This is a genomic window from Acinetobacter thutiue (genome assembly GCF_030385805.1).
GTDB classification, from domain to species: domain Bacteria; phylum Pseudomonadota; class Gammaproteobacteria; order Pseudomonadales; family Moraxellaceae; genus Acinetobacter; species Acinetobacter corruptisaponis.
The window spans coordinates 899,018-915,428 of the sequence record NZ_JAUDZE010000001.1 but is presented as its reverse complement, the minus strand read 5'-3'; the positions used below and the strand labels follow the sequence as shown (position 1 = coordinate 915,428).

The following is a 16,411-nucleotide window of genomic DNA, read 5'->3' as shown; positions in this document are numbered from 1 at the left end:
ATTGCACGATTTTCTCTATGTTTCAACAAGAAATCTCTCAATTAAACCTACAACAATTCAAAGCAGGCGAAAAACGCTGGATCGGTTCATTGCTGGGGTCATCTGCTGCATTATTATTTAAAGAAATTGCCACGCAAAGCTCAAATCTCTATGTGATTGTGGCAAGGAATAACCAGCATCTTGCCCAACTGGAAAGTGAACTGGAATTTTATGGCATCAAGCCCACCATTTTCCCTGATTGGGAGATTTTGCCCTATGACCGTTTGTCTCCGCATCAAGATATTGTCTCAGAGCGTTTAGCAATTCTTTCCAATATGCCACAAAAAGGCATTTTACTGATTTCAGCAAGCACACTTGCTCAACGGGTTGCGCCATACTCATGGGTAGTGGGTGAACACTTTGATATTAAAGTGGGGCAAAAGCTTGATTTAGAGACACAGAAAAAACAGTTGGTACAAGCAGGGTATCGGTTAGTTGATACGGTGTATGATCACGGCGAATTTGCGGTTCGTGGCAGCATCATGGATATTTATGCCTCTGGTCAAGAACAACCGATTCGTATTGACTTATTTGATGATGAAATTGATAGCCTAAAATTCTTCGATCCAGAAACGCAGCGCACCACAGAATCCTTAAAGAACTTTACCGTTTTACCAGCTAAGGAATTCCCGCTTAAAGAGGGACGATCTATCTTTAGAGATCGTTATGCGGAAAGTTTTCCAACAGCGAATCCCAAGAAAAATCCAATTTATCAGGATGTCCTAGAGGGTATTGCGACCCCAGGTCTGGAATTTTACCTACCATTATTCTTTGATAAAAAGCTGATGGAAGCGCAAAGCACCCTCACAACCTACTTACCAAAGAATTGCGTTGTCATTACAAATAATGAAGTTGAAGATGAACTCATCAACTTCTGGAAAGAAGTGGTTCGTCGTTATGAGGATCGTCGCCATAACATCGATCAACCGATTCTGCCCCCCGAAGAATTATTTTTGATGCCAAATCATGTATTACAGGCATTAAATCAATTTGCAAGAATATTGGCATCAGCCGAGGCATTTGAAGCCAAAGCAGGTGTGCTCAATCTGGCTGCTGAACAACCACCCAAACTTGCAGTTGATCCTAAAAAGCAACAGCCTTTTGAGGCAGTGAAACATTATGTTGATCAAGCTAGACATCCAGTTTTATTGGTTGCGGAAAGTGCAGGCCGCCGTGAAACTTTAAAAGATGCTTTGCGTGCGGTATTAGGTGAAATTCAAACCGTAGACAGTTTTGCCCAGTTCCAGAAAGACCAGTTACAGGTTGCCATTACCAGCGCGCCTTTGGATCGGGGCTTGTTGCTCAGCCATCAGCTTTCGGTAATTTCGGAAAATCAGCTCTATGAACATCGTGTAGTACAGCGTCGTCGTAAACGCCAGCAGGAAGTGTCTGAAGAATTTTTGATTCGCAGTCTGACTGAACTGAGTATTGGTGCGCCTGTGGTGCATATTGATCACGGTGTTGGACGTTATGCAGGCTTGATGACGCTGGAAATTGATCAGCAGGATCATGAGTTTTTACAGCTTGATTATGCCGATGGTGCAAAAGTTTATGTGCCTGTGACCAATTTACACCTTATCAGTCGTTATAGTGGTGGTGATCCTGATCTGGCACCATTACATAAACTGGGTACTGATACATGGAGCAAGGCCAAGCGTAAAGCACTGGAACAAATCCATGATGTTGCGGCTGAGTTGCTGCATATTCAGGCACGTCGTCAGTCCAAGCCAGGTTATGCATTTGAAATGGATCATACCGCTTATATGCAATTTGCCAGTGGCTTTGCTTATGAAGAAACCCTAGACCAAGCCAATGCGATTGAAGCGACTTTACATGATATGCAACTCGCCAAACCGATGGATCGTCTGGTTTGTGGTGATGTTGGTTTTGGTAAAACAGAAGTCGCCATGCGAGCTGCATTTGTGGCAGTACAAAATAATAAACAGGTGGCTGTGCTGGTTCCAACAACGCTGTTGGCACAACAACATTATGAATCATTTCGGGATCGTTTTGCTGATACAGCAGTGCGTATCGAGGTGTTGTCCCGTTTTGGCAGTAATAAAACCCATCTCAAGATTATTGAGGATTTAGCGGATGGCAAAGTGGATATCGTGGTGGGAACACACAAGATTCTGCAAGAAAATATACAATTTAAGAATCTTGGCTTAATGATTGTCGATGAAGAACATCGTTTTGGGGTGCGGGATAAGGAACGGATCAAGGCATTGCGTGCTGATGTGGATATGTTGACTTTAACTGCGACACCGATTCCACGTACCTTAAATATGGCATTTTCTGGGATGCGTGATCTCTCCATTATTGCGACACCACCTGCACGACGTTTAGCGGTGAAAACCTTTGTACAGGAACACACGGATGACTCGATCAAGGAAGCGATTCTGCGTGAACTGTTGCGTGGTGGTCAGGTCTATTTGCTGCATAATGAAGTGGAAACCATTGAACGAGCAGCTGAAACGATCCGTCATCTAGTGCCAGAAGCACGAGTGGCAGTGGCGCATGGGCAAATGCGTGAACGTGAACTGGAACAAGTGATGCAGCAGTTCTACCATAAGGATTATAACGTTCTGGTTTGTTCAACCATTATTGAAACAGGGATTGATGTTCCAAATGCCAATACCATTATTATTGAACGTGCAGACAAACTGGGTCTGGCCCAGTTGCATCAATTGCGTGGCCGTGTCGGACGTTCACATCATCAGGCCTATGCCTATTTGCTGGTGCCATCGATCAAACACCTGAAAGGCGATGCAGAAAAACGTCTGGATGCCATTCAACGGGCATCAACTTTAGGCGCTGGATTTATGCTGGCAACCGAAGATCTGGAAATCCGTGGTGCAGGTGAATTACTGGGTGAACAGCAAAGCGGCTCGATGCAGGCGATTGGCTATAGCCTATATATGGAAATGCTGGAAAAAGCCACTAAAGCCATTCAAAAAGGCAAGACTCCGAACTTCGATGCGCCATTGTCATTGACGGCTGAAATCAACCTGCACATGCCAGCCTTGATTCCTGATGATTATCTGGGTGATGTACATCAACGCTTATTGTTCTATAAACGCATCAGTAACACCGATACGCAGGAAAAACTCGATAACATCCGTATGGAGTTGATTGACCGTTTTGGTATTCCACCACAACCCGTTAAGCAACTATTCAGCGTTCATCAAATACGTTTAAGGGCAGAGCAACTGGGCATTACCAAAGTGGATATCAATAGCAATGGCGGTTATATCGAATTTTCGCCCGATACACCCGTGCAGGCGATCAGCATTATTCAGCTTATGCAGAAAAATCCGACCTACTACCGTATGGAAGGTGGTCAGCGCCTGAAAGTGATGGTACAACTGGCTGAATATGACAAACGTATTCAGTTTATCGTTGAACTACTGAATAAATTGCTGGGTGAGTTGCATAGTTAGTTGAAAAATAGATTGATGTTTAATTAAGCGAATATAGGTTTGTCGGTGAAAAATAACCATTTTTTGATCGGATGTTGTGCCAATAAATGAGGAAAATCATTGTTATTTGTAATCAAACAGGTTACTAATAATATTCACATCAAAACTGATGTGATAGTATTGATCATCATTATTCTGCATCATTTATAAAGATATGTTTAGTTTGCATCCACAACTTGCTCAAGATACATTTTTTGTAGGCGACTTCCCGCTTTCAACATGTCGTTTAATGAATGATATGCAATTTCCCTGGTTGATCCTTGTACCACGTGTACCAGGTATTACAGAACTATATGAACTCAGCCAGGCAGATCAGGAACAGTTTCTACGTGAGTCAAGCTGGTTATCCAGCCAGCTCGCCCGTGTATTCCGTGCGGATAAGATGAATGTTGCCGCTCTGGGAAATGTGGTTCCACAGCTGCATTTTCACCATGTCGTGCGCTATCAGAATGATGTGGCATGGCCTAAACCTGTTTGGGGTACGCCAGCAGTACCTTATAGCAATGATGTATTGGCACATATGCGCCAGACCCTAATGCTTGCATTACGCGGTCAGGGTGATATGCCGTTTGACTGGCGCATGGACTGAGCCAGAAAGAAAATAGAATAAAAGCCGTATTCTATAATAAGAAAAGGAGGACGGAGTGCCACTAGATAGGTTAATTGATAAAGAACCTAGACAGTTCGCTTACTTTCATCGATTGATGGGATATTCGATCTTGTCGCTGATTTTGGTCATCTATACTTTTACCTCTACCAGTGCTAGCTATCAACTTTATATCCTCCCTTTGTTATTGGTCTATTTCCTGTTCTGTCCTAAACTGGAAAAGTGGCTGCAATATAAATATGACAAAGTCACTGAAAAGAATGTTCTCTTTGCCTGTGAAGCCATTATTGTTGCCATTGTTCTTGCAGGTCTGCATTTAAGTCTTGTCCCTACGTTTACCATTTTATTTGCCTTATTGTATGTTGGTCTGAATAATAAGATTTCCCTACCAATTGGCTGCCTGATCGGGCTGATTGGTGTGCTGGTTTTTTATTTCTGTACTTTTTTTATCTTTGATGCGGAAGAATACTTTGAGCCAACCAATCCTGAACTGACCGTTGTGAGCTTGCTTGGCCTGATGATGTTCATTGTGATTGGTAACTACTATCAGCATCGTCGTCTCAATATTCTGGGACAGCAACGCCAGCATTACCATAATCAAATGACACGCTATATTGCATTTGCCAACCAGCTTAGTCGTTATGCGCCACTTCAGTTATGGCAATCGATTATGCGGGGTGAGGCTGAGGCAAAAATTGAATATAAACGTAAAAAATTAACGGTTTTCTTCTCAGACATTCAAGGTTTCACTGAACTCTCAGAAACACTTATTCCAGATGATCTAGCTTTCCTGCTCAATGATTATCTCAGCCATATGACTGAAATTGCCAAGCAATATGAGGCAACCGTGGATAAGTTTATGGGAGATGCGATCCTCATTTTCTTTGGTGATCCAAACTCACAGGGCGTGGAGCAGGATGCGAAATCCTGTCTGGAAATGGCAATTTCCATGCGCCAGCAAATGAAACTGTTGCGTGAACGCTGGAAGAAAATGGGCTATCCAGCCTTGCATATCCGCATGGGGATTAGTACAGGTTACTGTCACGTTGGGAACTATGGGGCTTCACACCGTATGGCCTATACCATTGTGGGACGTGATGTAAACCTGGCGGCACGTTTACAGTCTGCTGCGGAAGTGGATGAAATCCTGATTGCGGATGACACACATCAGCTGATTAAAAATGAATTTCTTTGTGTACCTAAAGTACCAATTTACTTAAAAGGAATTCAGGGACCTGTAAAAACCTGGCAGGTGATGGAAAAATTCACTGGCAAGAAATCAGATACCCAAAAATGGTTTGATTTTGAATATAAGGGTTTTCATTTAGTGCTTAATTTAGAAGAAGTACAAAATTATGAATATCCTGAATTGGTTGAAATTCTTGAAAAAATGATAGACCGAATTAAAAAGCAGCAGAAGATTACCAATGCACAGGGAATTCCAAAACTGACTCTGGATGATGAAGTAAGATAATAAATTTTCAGGAAATTATATTTTGATCATTGATCTAGTGTAAATGTATTTCACATAAATGATCAAATTGTGCAGCCAGAGACGCGAGCGTTGTTACTTTTAATTGTTGAATCAGGATGTTCTGAGCATCCTGGATCGCATGATCTAGTGCCGCATTAACCACTTGTTCAACCAGACATTCTGGATTCTCTCTTTCATTTCCAATGGCGAAAATCGTAGGTTCACCCACAGCCTGATAAATGTCCCATAAGGTGATTTTTTCCAAGTCCGCTGTCAATTGCCAACCTCCACCTGCACCTTTTTCTGAGTGTACAAAACCTGCCTTTTTTAAACCTGACATGGTACGTCTAACCACCACTGGATTAGTTGAAAGCATCTGTGCAATTTCATCGGAGGTAAAGGTTTTTTTCTGTCTGGCCATGTGTAACAGCACATGAAGCATTCGGGAAAGTTTACTGTCGGTGCGCATGAAATCAATAGATGAAATGGTAAAAAGTAACTGTTAATGTAACATCAAAAGTTGCAAATTAAAATGAAAAGTATTAATGTAACTTTAAAAGTTACATATAGGTGATTCTCATGCAGTACGATGTTGCAATTATTGGTGGTAGTTATGCAGGGCTAGCTGCGGCAATGCCATTGGCCAGGGCACGCAGAAATGTGGTGATTATTGATGCAGCACAAAGACGAAATCGTTTTGCTGAATATTCACATGGTTTCTTAACACAGGATGGTACAAGAGCTAGTGAAATTGCTCAAATCGCAAAAGAGCAGGTATTGCCCTATAAGACAGTTCAGTGGGAAGCTGGAAGTGTAAAACGTATAGAAAAGGTGAGTGATGGTTTTGCTGTGTGTATTGATGCCAATCGTTCAGTCACGGCAAGGCGATTGATCATTGCGGCTGGAATTACTGATCAACTGCCTGAAATTTCGGGTTTGGCTGAACGCTGGGGAAAAACCATTTTCCATTGTCCTTACTGTCATGGCTATGAACTTAATCAAGGTAAAATTGGAATTATCGCAAGTTCAGAACATTCAGCCCATATGGCAATGATGCTTCCAGATTGGGGTAAGACGACCATCTTTATCAATGAGTATCCCGTACCAGATGAGTTGTTTGTTCAACTCAAGGCAAGAGGGGTGCATATTGAAAACAGGGCAATCCAAAAAATTACAGGGCAGAGTGATGTTGTGTTGGCAGATGGCTCAGTTATTCAATTGGACGGTATATTTGCAACAACAAAATGCATGATTGCTCAAGACTGGATATTCAAGCTCGGCTGTGAAATTGAGCAGAATGCAATGGGTGAGGCGATTAAAACCAATAGCATGAAAGAAACATCTGTGGCAGGTATTTTTGCCTGTGGTGATGTTGCACGTTTAGGTAGTTCAGTGCCTTTGGCGGTTGGTGATGGCACCATGGCGGGCGCAGCCGCACACCGATCCCTAATTTTCGGTTAAACAAAAAAGCTAGAGATCAACTCTAGCTTTTTCAGTTCTTTGAAAGCATGTCCGTTTAATGATTTTCCGAAGCGTGGTTGATGGTGTATTTAGGGATTTCGATCTCTAAATCTTCATCAACAATCTCAACCTGACAAGACAGGCGGGAATCAGGTTCCAGACCCCATGCGCGGTCAAGCAAGTCAGCTTCAACGTCATTCATTTCCTCAAGGCTGTCAAAACCTTTACGGACAATCACATGGCATGTGGTACAGGCACATGACATATCACAGGCATGCTCAATCTTAATGCCTTGCTTGAGTAGGCTTTGGCATAAATTGGCATTTTGTTCGACTTCAAATTCAGCCCCTTCAGGGCAGATTTGAGGATGCGGAAGAACTTTAATACGTGGCATATTGATCACCTATACCTTTAATTTGAGTTTGACCAATCTTCAAGTTTTGTACCTTTTAAGGCATGGTCAATATGTCGGTTCATACGAAGTGCGGCAAAGGCATCACTGTGAATTTTAAGCTGTTGAACAGCCTGTTCAATTGCTGCAAGATCATTGGTCTTGAGACGTGCCTTTAGGGCTTCTGCTGCAAGAATGAGATCACGAGCCTGCTGTTGGGTGAGTAGATCGGTATCCGCTTTTAACGCCTGTTCCAAAGCTTCCAGTTCACGTTGGGCTTCAACCTTGGTTTCCTGCAAGTGGCGAAGATTTTTATCTTCCTCTGCATGTTGGAAACCCTCTACCAGTAAACGTTCTGTATCCGCTGTGGATAGACCATAGGATGGCTTGATGTCAATCTGTGCTTGTACACCAGAAGTGGTTTCTTTGGCAGATACAGTGAGTAGGCCATCTGCATCTACCTGAAAGGTGACTTCAATACGGGCCTGACCCGCAGTCATCGGTGGAATACTATGCAATACAAAACGACCCAGTGAACGGCAATGTTCAACCAGATCACGTTCACCTTGTACTACATGAATCAACATGGCGGTTTGTCCATCTTGATAGGTGGTAAATTCTTGACGGCGTGCAACAGGAATTGCTGTATTGCGTGAAATCAGACGTTCAACCAAACCGCCCATGGTTTCAAGGCCAAGAGAGAGCGGAGTCACATCAAGCAGTAATGAACCATCCTGGCTATTCCCAATGAGCTGATTTGCGGTAATTGATGCGCCAATGGCAACCACTTCATCTGGGTTGATAGTACAGAGTGGTTCACGTTCAAATAATTCACGTACCGCTTTCTGTACCGCGTACGAGCGAGTAGAACCACCCACCAAAACCACATGCTCAATCTCATCCAGTTGAAGCTTAGCATCGCGTAATACACGTTTACACACACTCATGGTTTTATCGAGTGCAACCTGAATGATTGATTCAAAAGTAGGACGGTCTAAAGTGAGTTGATCATCCAGCAGCTTTAATTTAGCAGACTCATGATCTGTTAAATATTCTTTGGCCTGACGTGCTGCAACGATAAAAACAGCATATTCTTCATCGCTTAATGCTTCAATATTGAGTTGTTTTTTTGCCCATTTAACAATTAAACGGTCAAGGTCATCACCACCCAATGCTGTGTGTCCACCTGTTGCCAGAACTTCAAACACACCTTGTGAAAAACGCAGGATGGAGACGTCAAAAGTACCGCCACCTAAATCGTAAATCACATAATTACGGTCTGTACTGAGATTGGTGTCCTGATCCAAACCATAGGCAACCGCGGCAGCCGTTGGTTCATTCAGTAAGCGCAAAACATTTAAACCCGCAAGCTGGGCTGCATCACGAGTTGCTTGACGTTGTGCTTCATCAAAATAGGCAGGAACGGTGATCACTGCACCATTCACAGGATTGTTCAGGCTTGCTTCTGCACGGTCTTTTAACTGTTTTAGTATTTCAGCAGAAATTTCAACAGGTGTTTTACGGCCAGCAACCGTTTCAAATGCTGGCATTTCATTTTCTGCACCAACAAGTGTGTATGGATGCTGAAATTTGACATCAGCCTGTGAGCGACCCATAAAACGTTTCACTGAAACGATGGTGTTTTTCGGGTCAGTCAACATAAATGGTTTGGCTTCATAGCCAAATGTGGTTGCATCCTTTGCATAATGAACAATAGAGGGGAGCAGAACCCGACCTTTGTTATCCTGTAGAACTTTCGGTTTTCCCGATAGCACTGTCGCCACTAAAGAGTGGGTTGTCCCCAGGTCAATGCCAATCGCAATACGATGTTGATGCGGGGCAGTCGATTGACCAGGTTCAGCAATTTGCAAAAGTGCCATGCGTGCGGTATCCCTTAAATAATCGGTAATAACGTCCTTGAGGAACGATTGAAGTTCCGCAAAGGACGTCTAAAAATCATCGTCCAGATCGAAGCTATCTTCTTCGTCCAGCATACGATCTTCAGCTTTATCAATATCATTCATCACGCGTTGGAAGAAGCGTAGCTTACGAACGGTATCACGTGCCTCAGCCCAGTCTTCATCCGCATAATCAATCTTGAACTCTCGGACTAGGCCATCAATCCATTGTTGTACATCAACTTTTAATGTGCGTAGCTGGTCTGTTGATGTGGCTTCGTCAAGCTGTTCACGCATTTCAAGTGCGGATTGCAGAAACTCAAAATCATTGATGGATTGGTCAAGATGGTGGTCTTGTTTTTTTAAGGCAAGCAAATACGCAGCACGGCTATCCACTTGTGAGAGCACTTTATAGGCTTGGTTGATTTCACTTGACTTGATCAATGCCTGATCTTTGTCAGTGGCTTTGTCTGGATGATATTGCTGTTGCAAACTTAAAAACTGTTTTTTTAAAGCTGCTAAATCTATATCGAGTGCTTCTGGTAATTGGAACAACTCAAAATGATTCATGGGAGATGAATTCCGCTATTGATAAATACGTTAAAACAGTGCGGAACACACTGTTTTGACGAAAAATAAAGAGGGTGTATAAAGTTAAACAGTAAATGATTCACCGCAACCACATTCACCTTTTTGATTTGGGTTGTTAAACTCAAAGCCTTCGTTTAGACCATTTTTGACATAATCCATCTCTAAACCATTGAGATAAACCAGACTTTTAGGATCAACAAAAACTTTAACACCGAGTTGTTCAAAGACTTGATCATGTGTATCGACATCATCGACAAACTCAAGCACATAAGCCAACCCAGAACAACCCGAAGTTTTCACACCGATACGAATGCCTTCACCCTTACCACGGTTTTGCAGGTAATTGCTGATGTGAGTCGCAGCATTTTCAGTTAAATGGATCATGAAAACTCCAATGTTTGATCAATGGTCAATTTAAGCTTTGGCTTTCTTACCGCGATAGTCTTCAATCGCAGCTTTAATCGCATCTTCAGCCAATACAGAGCAGTGTACCTTGACTGGTGGAAGTGCAAGTTCAGTTGCAATGTCAATGTTCTTGATTGCCTGAGCTTCATCAAGGGTCTTGCCCTTTAACCATTCAGTTACAAGAGAACTGGACGCAATTGCAGAACCACAACCGTAGGTTTTGAAGCGAGCTTCTTCAATTACGCCATTGTCATCGACTTGAATTTGTAAACGCATCACGTCACCACAGGCAGGCGCACCGACCATACCCGTGCCCACGTTTTCCGCATTTTTGTCTAAAACACCAACATTACGAGGATTTTCGTAATGATCAATTACCTTTTCGCTATAAGCCATGTCGCTTCTCCAAACCTCGGGGTCAGCCTAATATTAATATGAGGGTTAAAACACTGTTTTCAATGAAGAGTTCAATTAAAAGCTCAATGAATTAGTGTTCAGCCCATTCAACTGTTGAAAGGTCGATACCTTCTTTGTACATATCCCAAAGCGGAGAAAGTTCACGCAATTTCTCTACAGCAGCCTTGGTAAGGGTCAATACGTGGTCAATATCTGCTTCAGTGGTGTATTTACCAAAACTGAAACGGATTGAGCTGTGCGCCAACTCATCAGATAAACCTAAAGCACGCAATACGTATGATGGTTCTAAAGTGGCAGATGTACATGCAGAACCACTTGAAACAGCGAGGTCTTTCAGTGCCATCATCAACGATTCACCTTCAACGAAGTTAAAGCTGACATTGAGGTAATTTGCAACGTTTTGTGTTGGATGACCATTTAAGAACACTTGTTCAAGGTCTTGAAAGCCATTCCAGAGTTTGTCACGTAATTTGCGAATGCGTTCCTGTTCTGCCTGCATGGTCTTGCCTGCAATTTCAAACGCTTCACCCATGCCGACAATCTGGTGAGTTGCTAAAGTACCAGAACGCATGCCACGTTCATGACCACCACCGTGCATTTGCGCTTTTAGGCGAACACGTGGGCTACGGCGAACAAAAAGGGCACCGATGCCTTTAGGACCATAAGCTTTATGACCAGAGAAACTCATCAGGTCCACTTTCATGGTGGAAAGGTCAATTTCAACTTTACCAGCAGCCTGTGCCGCATCAACGTGCAAGAATGTCTTGTTGGCACGGGTGAGTTCACCAATTGCAGCAACATCAGTCACAGTACCGATTTCGTTGTTGACCATCATCAGTGACACAAGAATGGTATCTGGGCGTAATGCTGCTTTCACCATCTCAGGTGTAATTAAACCTGTACGTGGTTCTGGCTCTAAATAGGTAATTTCGAAACCTTGTTCTTCAAGCTCGCGGCAAGTATCCAGCACTGCTTTGTGTTCGATTTTACTGGTAATAATGTGTTTGCCCTTTGAACCATAGAACTGGGCAATTCCTTTAAGTGCCAAGTTGTCAGATTCAGTTGCACCAGAAGTCCAGACAATTTCACGGGGATCAGCTTTAACTAGGTTTGCAACCTGCTCACGAGCATACTCAACTTTCTCTTCAGCCTGCCAACCATAAGCATGCGAGCGTGATGCTGGATTACCGAATGTCCCTTCGAACGTTAAACATTCCATCATACGTTCTGCAACTTCAGGGAGCACAGGTGTGGTTGCTGCGTAATCAAGATAAATTGGACGTTTCATGTCAAATACCTGTAACCGATAGAAGGGCTGAATCTAAACTTGCTGAATTTTGACGCAGGGCAACGGTTTGAACATTGTCACGTGAAATTAGGTCAGCAAGGGTGATTTTCGCAAGATAATCGGCAATATGGTGGGAGAGTTCTTGCCATAAGTCGTGTGTTAAACACATTGCACCATTTTGGCAGTTACCTTTATGGTCACAACGGGTCGCATCGACAGTTTCATTTACAGCTTCAATAATTTCTAGCACCGTGATTTCACTTGCATGTCGAGCAAGGTGATATCCACCATTTGCACCACGAACGCTTGAAACTAACCCATGACGCTTAAGTTTTGCGAATAACTGTTCTAGATAAGCGACTGAGATGGATTGGCGAGCTGCTATTTCCGCAAGCGTGATCGTTTGTTCAGTTGGCTGCAAAGCTAAATCAAGTAGAGCAGTCACTGCGTAACGACCGCGAGTTGTAAGACGCATGATTCGGTACACATGGTTAGACTAGATGACTAAATTTTATGAATTCCGACTAAAATAGTCAAGTTTTAAATTGTCATTATGAGTGTGAAAAGTGAAATATTATGAAATTATTGTATCCACATATTATAAACAAAAAAGGCAATAAAAATAAAGCTCAATACAGCAAAGCCAATATTGATCAGGCGCTGGCGTTTTTGCATGCGGTGAATACGGTTCTGGTATTGTTTTGTCTCAACCAGTAAAGTGTTGATTTCAGAACGTTGCTGGTCAATTTTATCAAGCAGTGGGGCAATGCGCTGTTGGGAAGCAACGGCTTCGGCATCATTCTCAAAGTGGTTGAACCATTCACGCCAGTTGACCAAAATTCTAGACAGGGTGAGGTGCTGTAATACATCGGTCAGATCTGCGGTAAGTTCGGACTTACCCATAATCCGCATGTTGTATAGACTTTGCTGATTGCTAAAGATGAAAATTTTAATTAGGTCAATCAGTGTGGTGTTGATCTCAATATCAATCAGACGGTCATTGGCGGCAAGGTCGAATAGAATACCTTTTTCTGTGAACTGAATGTAAAAATCAAAGAAAGGGATGTAGCTATTTATCCTGATGGTAGTTTTTTTCTGGATCAGTTTCTGTGCCTGTAAACGCAGGGTGGCATCGTGGGTTAAAATAAAGGAAAAAAAAGTCTCTAAAGCAATCAATGTCACATTTAGCCATAAATGTTTGGATTTTGAGCTTTCATTCATTGATTGATTTTTCCTTACCAATATCGCTATAAAACAACAAGACTTGTAAGCCTGAGCATCCTTACTCAATTATTAAAAATAATTTACAGGTCTTTGTTGCTTTGTAGAACAGTTTTATAAAACGATCAAGTCTTAATTTTGATATTATAAAAACATTTTTATGGTTAAATACGACATACTGTTTGTAAAGTGCTTGGGAGCAATGGTCAATGGATAACTCGAACATAGAAAATCCGAATGAAGAAGCTGAGGTGAAAACTAAGCCAAAATCAAAGAGTTCGAAGAAATCTGCACTCGATTTCAAAAAGTATACACAACAAATCTGGCTGGCGGGTTTAGGTGCTTTTTCACGTGCTGAAGAAGAGGGAAATAAATTATTTGACTCCCTAGTCAAAGTCGGTGAGGAACTGGAATCCAAGACGGTGGACTTTGCAGACAATACCGTAGGCAAGGTCACAGAGAAAGCCAAAGAGTCAGTGACTGACACCAAGGACAAGGTGGAAAAAATCCTGGACACTGGTGTCAACCATTCCTTAAATCGCATTGGTTTGGTGACCCCAAAAGACCTCCAGCATATTGAACAGCTTCTGGTTCAGCTTCATATCAAGGTGGATGCCTTAATCGAAGAAAATAATCAACTTAAGGCCAAATTGAATAAAAAGTAAAAAAAAGCGCAGATACTCATCTGTTTATGTCGTATTTCAGTATTTATTTTGGCTAAAAGGTCTTTCTAGTATTGCGTTCTCCCCTAAAGCATTGCTATAAAGGCGGCATGGCCTTTTAAACTATAGCCTTGGATCTTAACAAACGATATTAAGAGGATATTTTTTATCATGAATAAATCAGAATTAATTGATGCGATTGCTGAAAAAGGGGGAGTATCTAAGTCGGATGCTGGTAAGGCACTCGATGCAACAATTGCGTCAATCACTGAAGCACTTAAAAACGGTGACACGGTTACTTTAGTTGGTTTTGGTACTTTTAGCGTTAAAGAACGTGCTGCACGTACTGGCCGCAATCCTAAAACGGGTGAAGAGCTTCAAATTAAAGCAAGCAAAGTGCCTAGCTTTAAACCAGGTAAGGGTTTAAAAGATTCAGTTGCGTAATCTTTTTAAATCAATAAACGCACCGTTTCGGGTGCGTTTTTTATTTATTGAATGAAAAATTTGCTTTGAGCCTTATTCTGCATTCATTCGCTTTGTTTTTTCAGTTAAAATTGCCCCGAAATAAAATATTGGAATTCTTATGGAATCGTTTCGTACAGTCATTAAGGGTTGGCTTGGCAAAGTCCTGTTAGTTTTGTTTTTGACCCCTTTGGCACTTGTAGGTATTGAAGGATATTTTAGTGGTAGCAATAAGGCAGACGTTGCGAAATCGGTTAACGGTCAGGATATTTCTAATAAAGAATTAGAAAGTGCAACCAAAAATTATAAAGATCAATATTTATCATTGGTTAAGGGTGATGAATCACTGCTCAACCTGCCTGTGATTCAGCAAAAGGCACTGGATGCGCTGGTTGCGCGTAGCTTGCTTTTGCAGCAGGCTGAAAAACTCGGTATTTCTTTAAGCGATGTACAGCTTGAGCAAATGTTGGCTCAACAGCCGAGTTTTCAGGAAAATGGCAAGTTTTCCCAGCAGCTCTATGAAAATTACCTGCGTTCAGTGGGCATGACCAATCAGGGGCTGATTGCCAGCCTGCGTCAGGACCATGCCTTGAAAATGATTTCAACCACCTTGATGGATTATGCATTGGTGAGTCAGTCAGACCTACAGCAATTGGCTAACTTGCAGACAGAACAGCGTACCCTGCATTTGGCAAGCATCAAGCTGGATGATTATAAAAAGGGTGTAACTGCTTCCAGTCAGGAAATCACGGATTACTACAACAAGCATAAAAATGAATTCAAGCAGGTTGCAAGTGTTGATGTGGATTATGTGGTTTTAAGCCCAGCATTACTTCCTGCGACCAATCTTGCAGTAACAGATGCCGATTTACAGCAAGCGTATAAGGCATTTGTTGAAAAACAGCAAAAAGATGTAAAACGTGAAGTTAAACATATTTTGATCACCACAGATGCCCGTGATGATGCTGCGGCTCAAAAGCTTGCCAATGAGGTCTATGCAAAAATTCAGGCAGGCATGATATTTGCTGATGCCGCTGCCCAGTTTTCTGATGATCCAGGCTCTAAAACTCAGGGCGGTTTGGTGGCGACCTATGCACCAGGTGTTTTCTCTGCTGATTTTGACAATGCAGTCAATGCATTAAAGAATGGTGAAATTTCAAAGCCTGTTAAAACCCAATATGGTTATCACATTATTGAAGCAAATTCTCCAATGGTGAAATTGCCATCGTTTGAAGCAGAAAAGGTACGTTTAACTGTTGAGGTTGAGAAAGCCAAACTGGCGAATTTATTCAGTGATACGGTCAATAGCCTGAATGAAATGGTGGTTGGTAGTGATTCTCTGGATGCAGTTGCACAGGAAGTAAAAGGTGCCCGTGTTGAATCTGTTAAAGGTGTAACCTTAACCACTGAGAACCCATATTTAAGCGATTTGAATGTTAAAGCCAAATTGTTTAATGATGATGTGAAGAATGGTGATCGTAACGCATCTTCAAATATTCAGTTGGCAAATGGCGATACCATCTGGATTAAAGTCCGTGACTATCATCCAGCAGGGATCAAGCCATTGGCACAGGCCACAGCAGAAGTAAAGGCGAAAGTGGTTGAAGAGAAAGCCTATAAAGCTGCTCAGGCAAAAATTGCCAGCATCCTTGCTGATTTTAAAACGCAACCTGCTGCACAGGTGGTTGCGAAATCACAAGTAACCTTTGAAGATGCAGGTACATATGCACGTTCACAAGGCTTAAAGCGTGCGATTGAGCGCGCGGCATTTAGTATCCCAGCACCAGGCAAAGAGGGTATGTGGACTGCTACAACAGCTAAACTGCCAAACGAACTGGTGATCGTTGCTGTTTCCAATGTGAACACCAGTATTGCGAGTGAGTTGCCACCAGAACAAATGCATGAGTTGAGCAAACTCTATCAACAGTTCCGTGGTCAACAGATTTTGGAAGACTATACTGAATATTTAAAATCCAAGGCGAAGATCAAATGAGTTTGTTCTAAGTATAAAAAAGC

Annotated in this window: 16 protein-coding genes; 7 read left to right on the top strand and 9 right to left on the bottom strand. The window is 42.3% G+C overall.

The genetic code is table 11. The features are described from left to right. Window positions 1-17 precede the first annotated feature (17 nt). The 3 genes from mfd (at window position 18) to QTA56_RS04585 (ending at window position 5,599) form a co-directional block, all read left to right on the top strand. Window positions 18-3,479, top strand: coding sequence for a transcription-repair coupling factor (gene mfd / locus QTA56_RS04595; protein WP_267979747.1), 3,462 nt, complete (start codon window positions 18-20; stop codon window positions 3,477-3,479). Window positions 3,480-3,672: 193 nt separating this feature from the next. Next, window positions 3,673-4,107: an HIT domain-containing protein gene (locus QTA56_RS04590; RefSeq protein WP_004759860.1), complete on the top strand. Its 435-nt coding sequence runs from the start codon at window positions 3,673-3,675 to the stop codon at window positions 4,105-4,107. Window positions 4,108-4,162: 55 nt separating this feature from the next. Beyond that, complete coding sequence (locus QTA56_RS04585) at window positions 4,163-5,599, top strand: adenylate/guanylate cyclase domain-containing protein (RefSeq protein ID WP_267979746.1); 1,437 nt, start codon at window positions 4,163-4,165, stop codon at window positions 5,597-5,599. 34 nt (window positions 5,600-5,633) lie between these two features. Here QTA56_RS04585 and QTA56_RS04580 read toward each other — a convergent pair whose 3' ends face one another. Then, on the bottom strand, window positions 5,634-6,068 hold the full coding sequence (locus QTA56_RS04580; protein ID WP_267979745.1) for an Rrf2 family transcriptional regulator: 435 nt from the start codon (window positions 6,066-6,068) through the stop codon (window positions 5,634-5,636). A 110-nt stretch (window positions 6,069-6,178) separates the two neighbouring features. On the opposite strand from QTA56_RS04580, the gene QTA56_RS04575 reads away from it, so the two are divergent. Beyond that, window positions 6,179-7,060 (top strand): NAD(P)/FAD-dependent oxidoreductase, encoded by an 882-nt coding sequence (locus QTA56_RS04575; protein WP_267979744.1) that lies wholly within the window; start codon window positions 6,179-6,181, stop codon window positions 7,058-7,060. Between the two features lie 55 nt (window positions 7,061-7,115). Here the strand turns inward: QTA56_RS04575 and fdx are convergent, their stop codons facing one another. The 8 genes from fdx to QTA56_RS04535 form a co-directional block, all read right to left on the bottom strand. Beyond that, window positions 7,116-7,454 carry an ISC system 2Fe-2S type ferredoxin gene (gene fdx / locus QTA56_RS04570; RefSeq protein ID WP_267979743.1) on the bottom strand — a complete coding sequence of 113 codons (339 nt, stop codon included), beginning with the start codon at window positions 7,452-7,454 and terminating at the stop codon, window positions 7,116-7,118. Window positions 7,455-7,471: 17 nt separating this feature from the next. Beyond that, entirely contained in the window at window positions 7,472-9,331 is a 1,860-nt protein-coding gene (gene hscA / locus QTA56_RS04565; protein ID WP_267979742.1) for a Fe-S protein assembly chaperone HscA, read from the bottom strand. 69 nt (window positions 9,332-9,400) lie between these two features. Then, window positions 9,401-9,919, bottom strand: a complete 519-nt coding sequence (gene hscB, locus QTA56_RS04560; protein ID WP_267979741.1) for a Fe-S protein assembly co-chaperone HscB — start codon at window positions 9,917-9,919, stop codon at window positions 9,401-9,403. 84 nt (window positions 9,920-10,003) lie between these two features. After that, window positions 10,004-10,324, bottom strand: a complete 321-nt coding sequence (gene iscA / locus QTA56_RS04555) for an iron-sulfur cluster assembly protein IscA (RefSeq protein WP_267979740.1) — start codon at window positions 10,322-10,324, stop codon at window positions 10,004-10,006. Window positions 10,325-10,354: 30 nt separating this feature from the next. Then, window positions 10,355-10,741 (bottom strand): Fe-S cluster assembly scaffold IscU, encoded by a 387-nt coding sequence (gene iscU, locus QTA56_RS04550; protein ID WP_004639432.1) that lies wholly within the window; start codon window positions 10,739-10,741, stop codon window positions 10,355-10,357. 91 nt (window positions 10,742-10,832) lie between these two features. Continuing rightward, window positions 10,833-12,050 (bottom strand): IscS subfamily cysteine desulfurase, encoded by a 1,218-nt coding sequence (locus QTA56_RS04545; protein ID WP_267979739.1) that lies wholly within the window; start codon window positions 12,048-12,050, stop codon window positions 10,833-10,835. A gap of 1 nt (window position 12,051) precedes the next feature. Further along, complete coding sequence (locus QTA56_RS04540) at window positions 12,052-12,525, bottom strand: Rrf2 family transcriptional regulator (protein WP_267979738.1); 474 nt, start codon at window positions 12,523-12,525, stop codon at window positions 12,052-12,054. Between the two features lie 107 nt (window positions 12,526-12,632). Then, a complete protein-coding gene (locus tag QTA56_RS04535; protein WP_267979737.1) occupies window positions 12,633-13,271 on the bottom strand; it encodes a hypothetical protein in 639 nt (212 codons plus the stop codon). Window positions 13,272-13,480: 209 nt separating this feature from the next. Here QTA56_RS04535 and QTA56_RS04530 point away from each other — a divergent pair, with 209 nt between their 5' ends. From QTA56_RS04530 to QTA56_RS04520, 3 genes are all read left to right on the top strand, one after another. Beyond that, the gene (locus QTA56_RS04530; protein ID WP_004807968.1) at window positions 13,481-13,936 is read left to right on the top strand and encodes a phasin family protein; all 456 of its coding nucleotides are present in this window, start codon (window positions 13,481-13,483) and stop codon (window positions 13,934-13,936) included. A 168-nt stretch (window positions 13,937-14,104) separates the two neighbouring features. Then, window positions 14,105-14,377 (top strand): HU family DNA-binding protein, encoded by a 273-nt coding sequence (locus tag QTA56_RS04525; RefSeq protein ID WP_004759870.1) that lies wholly within the window; start codon window positions 14,105-14,107, stop codon window positions 14,375-14,377. A 139-nt stretch (window positions 14,378-14,516) separates the two neighbouring features. Continuing rightward, on the top strand, window positions 14,517-16,388 hold the full coding sequence (locus tag QTA56_RS04520) for a SurA N-terminal domain-containing protein (RefSeq protein WP_267979736.1): 1,872 nt from the start codon (window positions 14,517-14,519) through the stop codon (window positions 16,386-16,388). The last annotated feature ends 23 nt before the right edge of the window (window positions 16,389-16,411 follow it).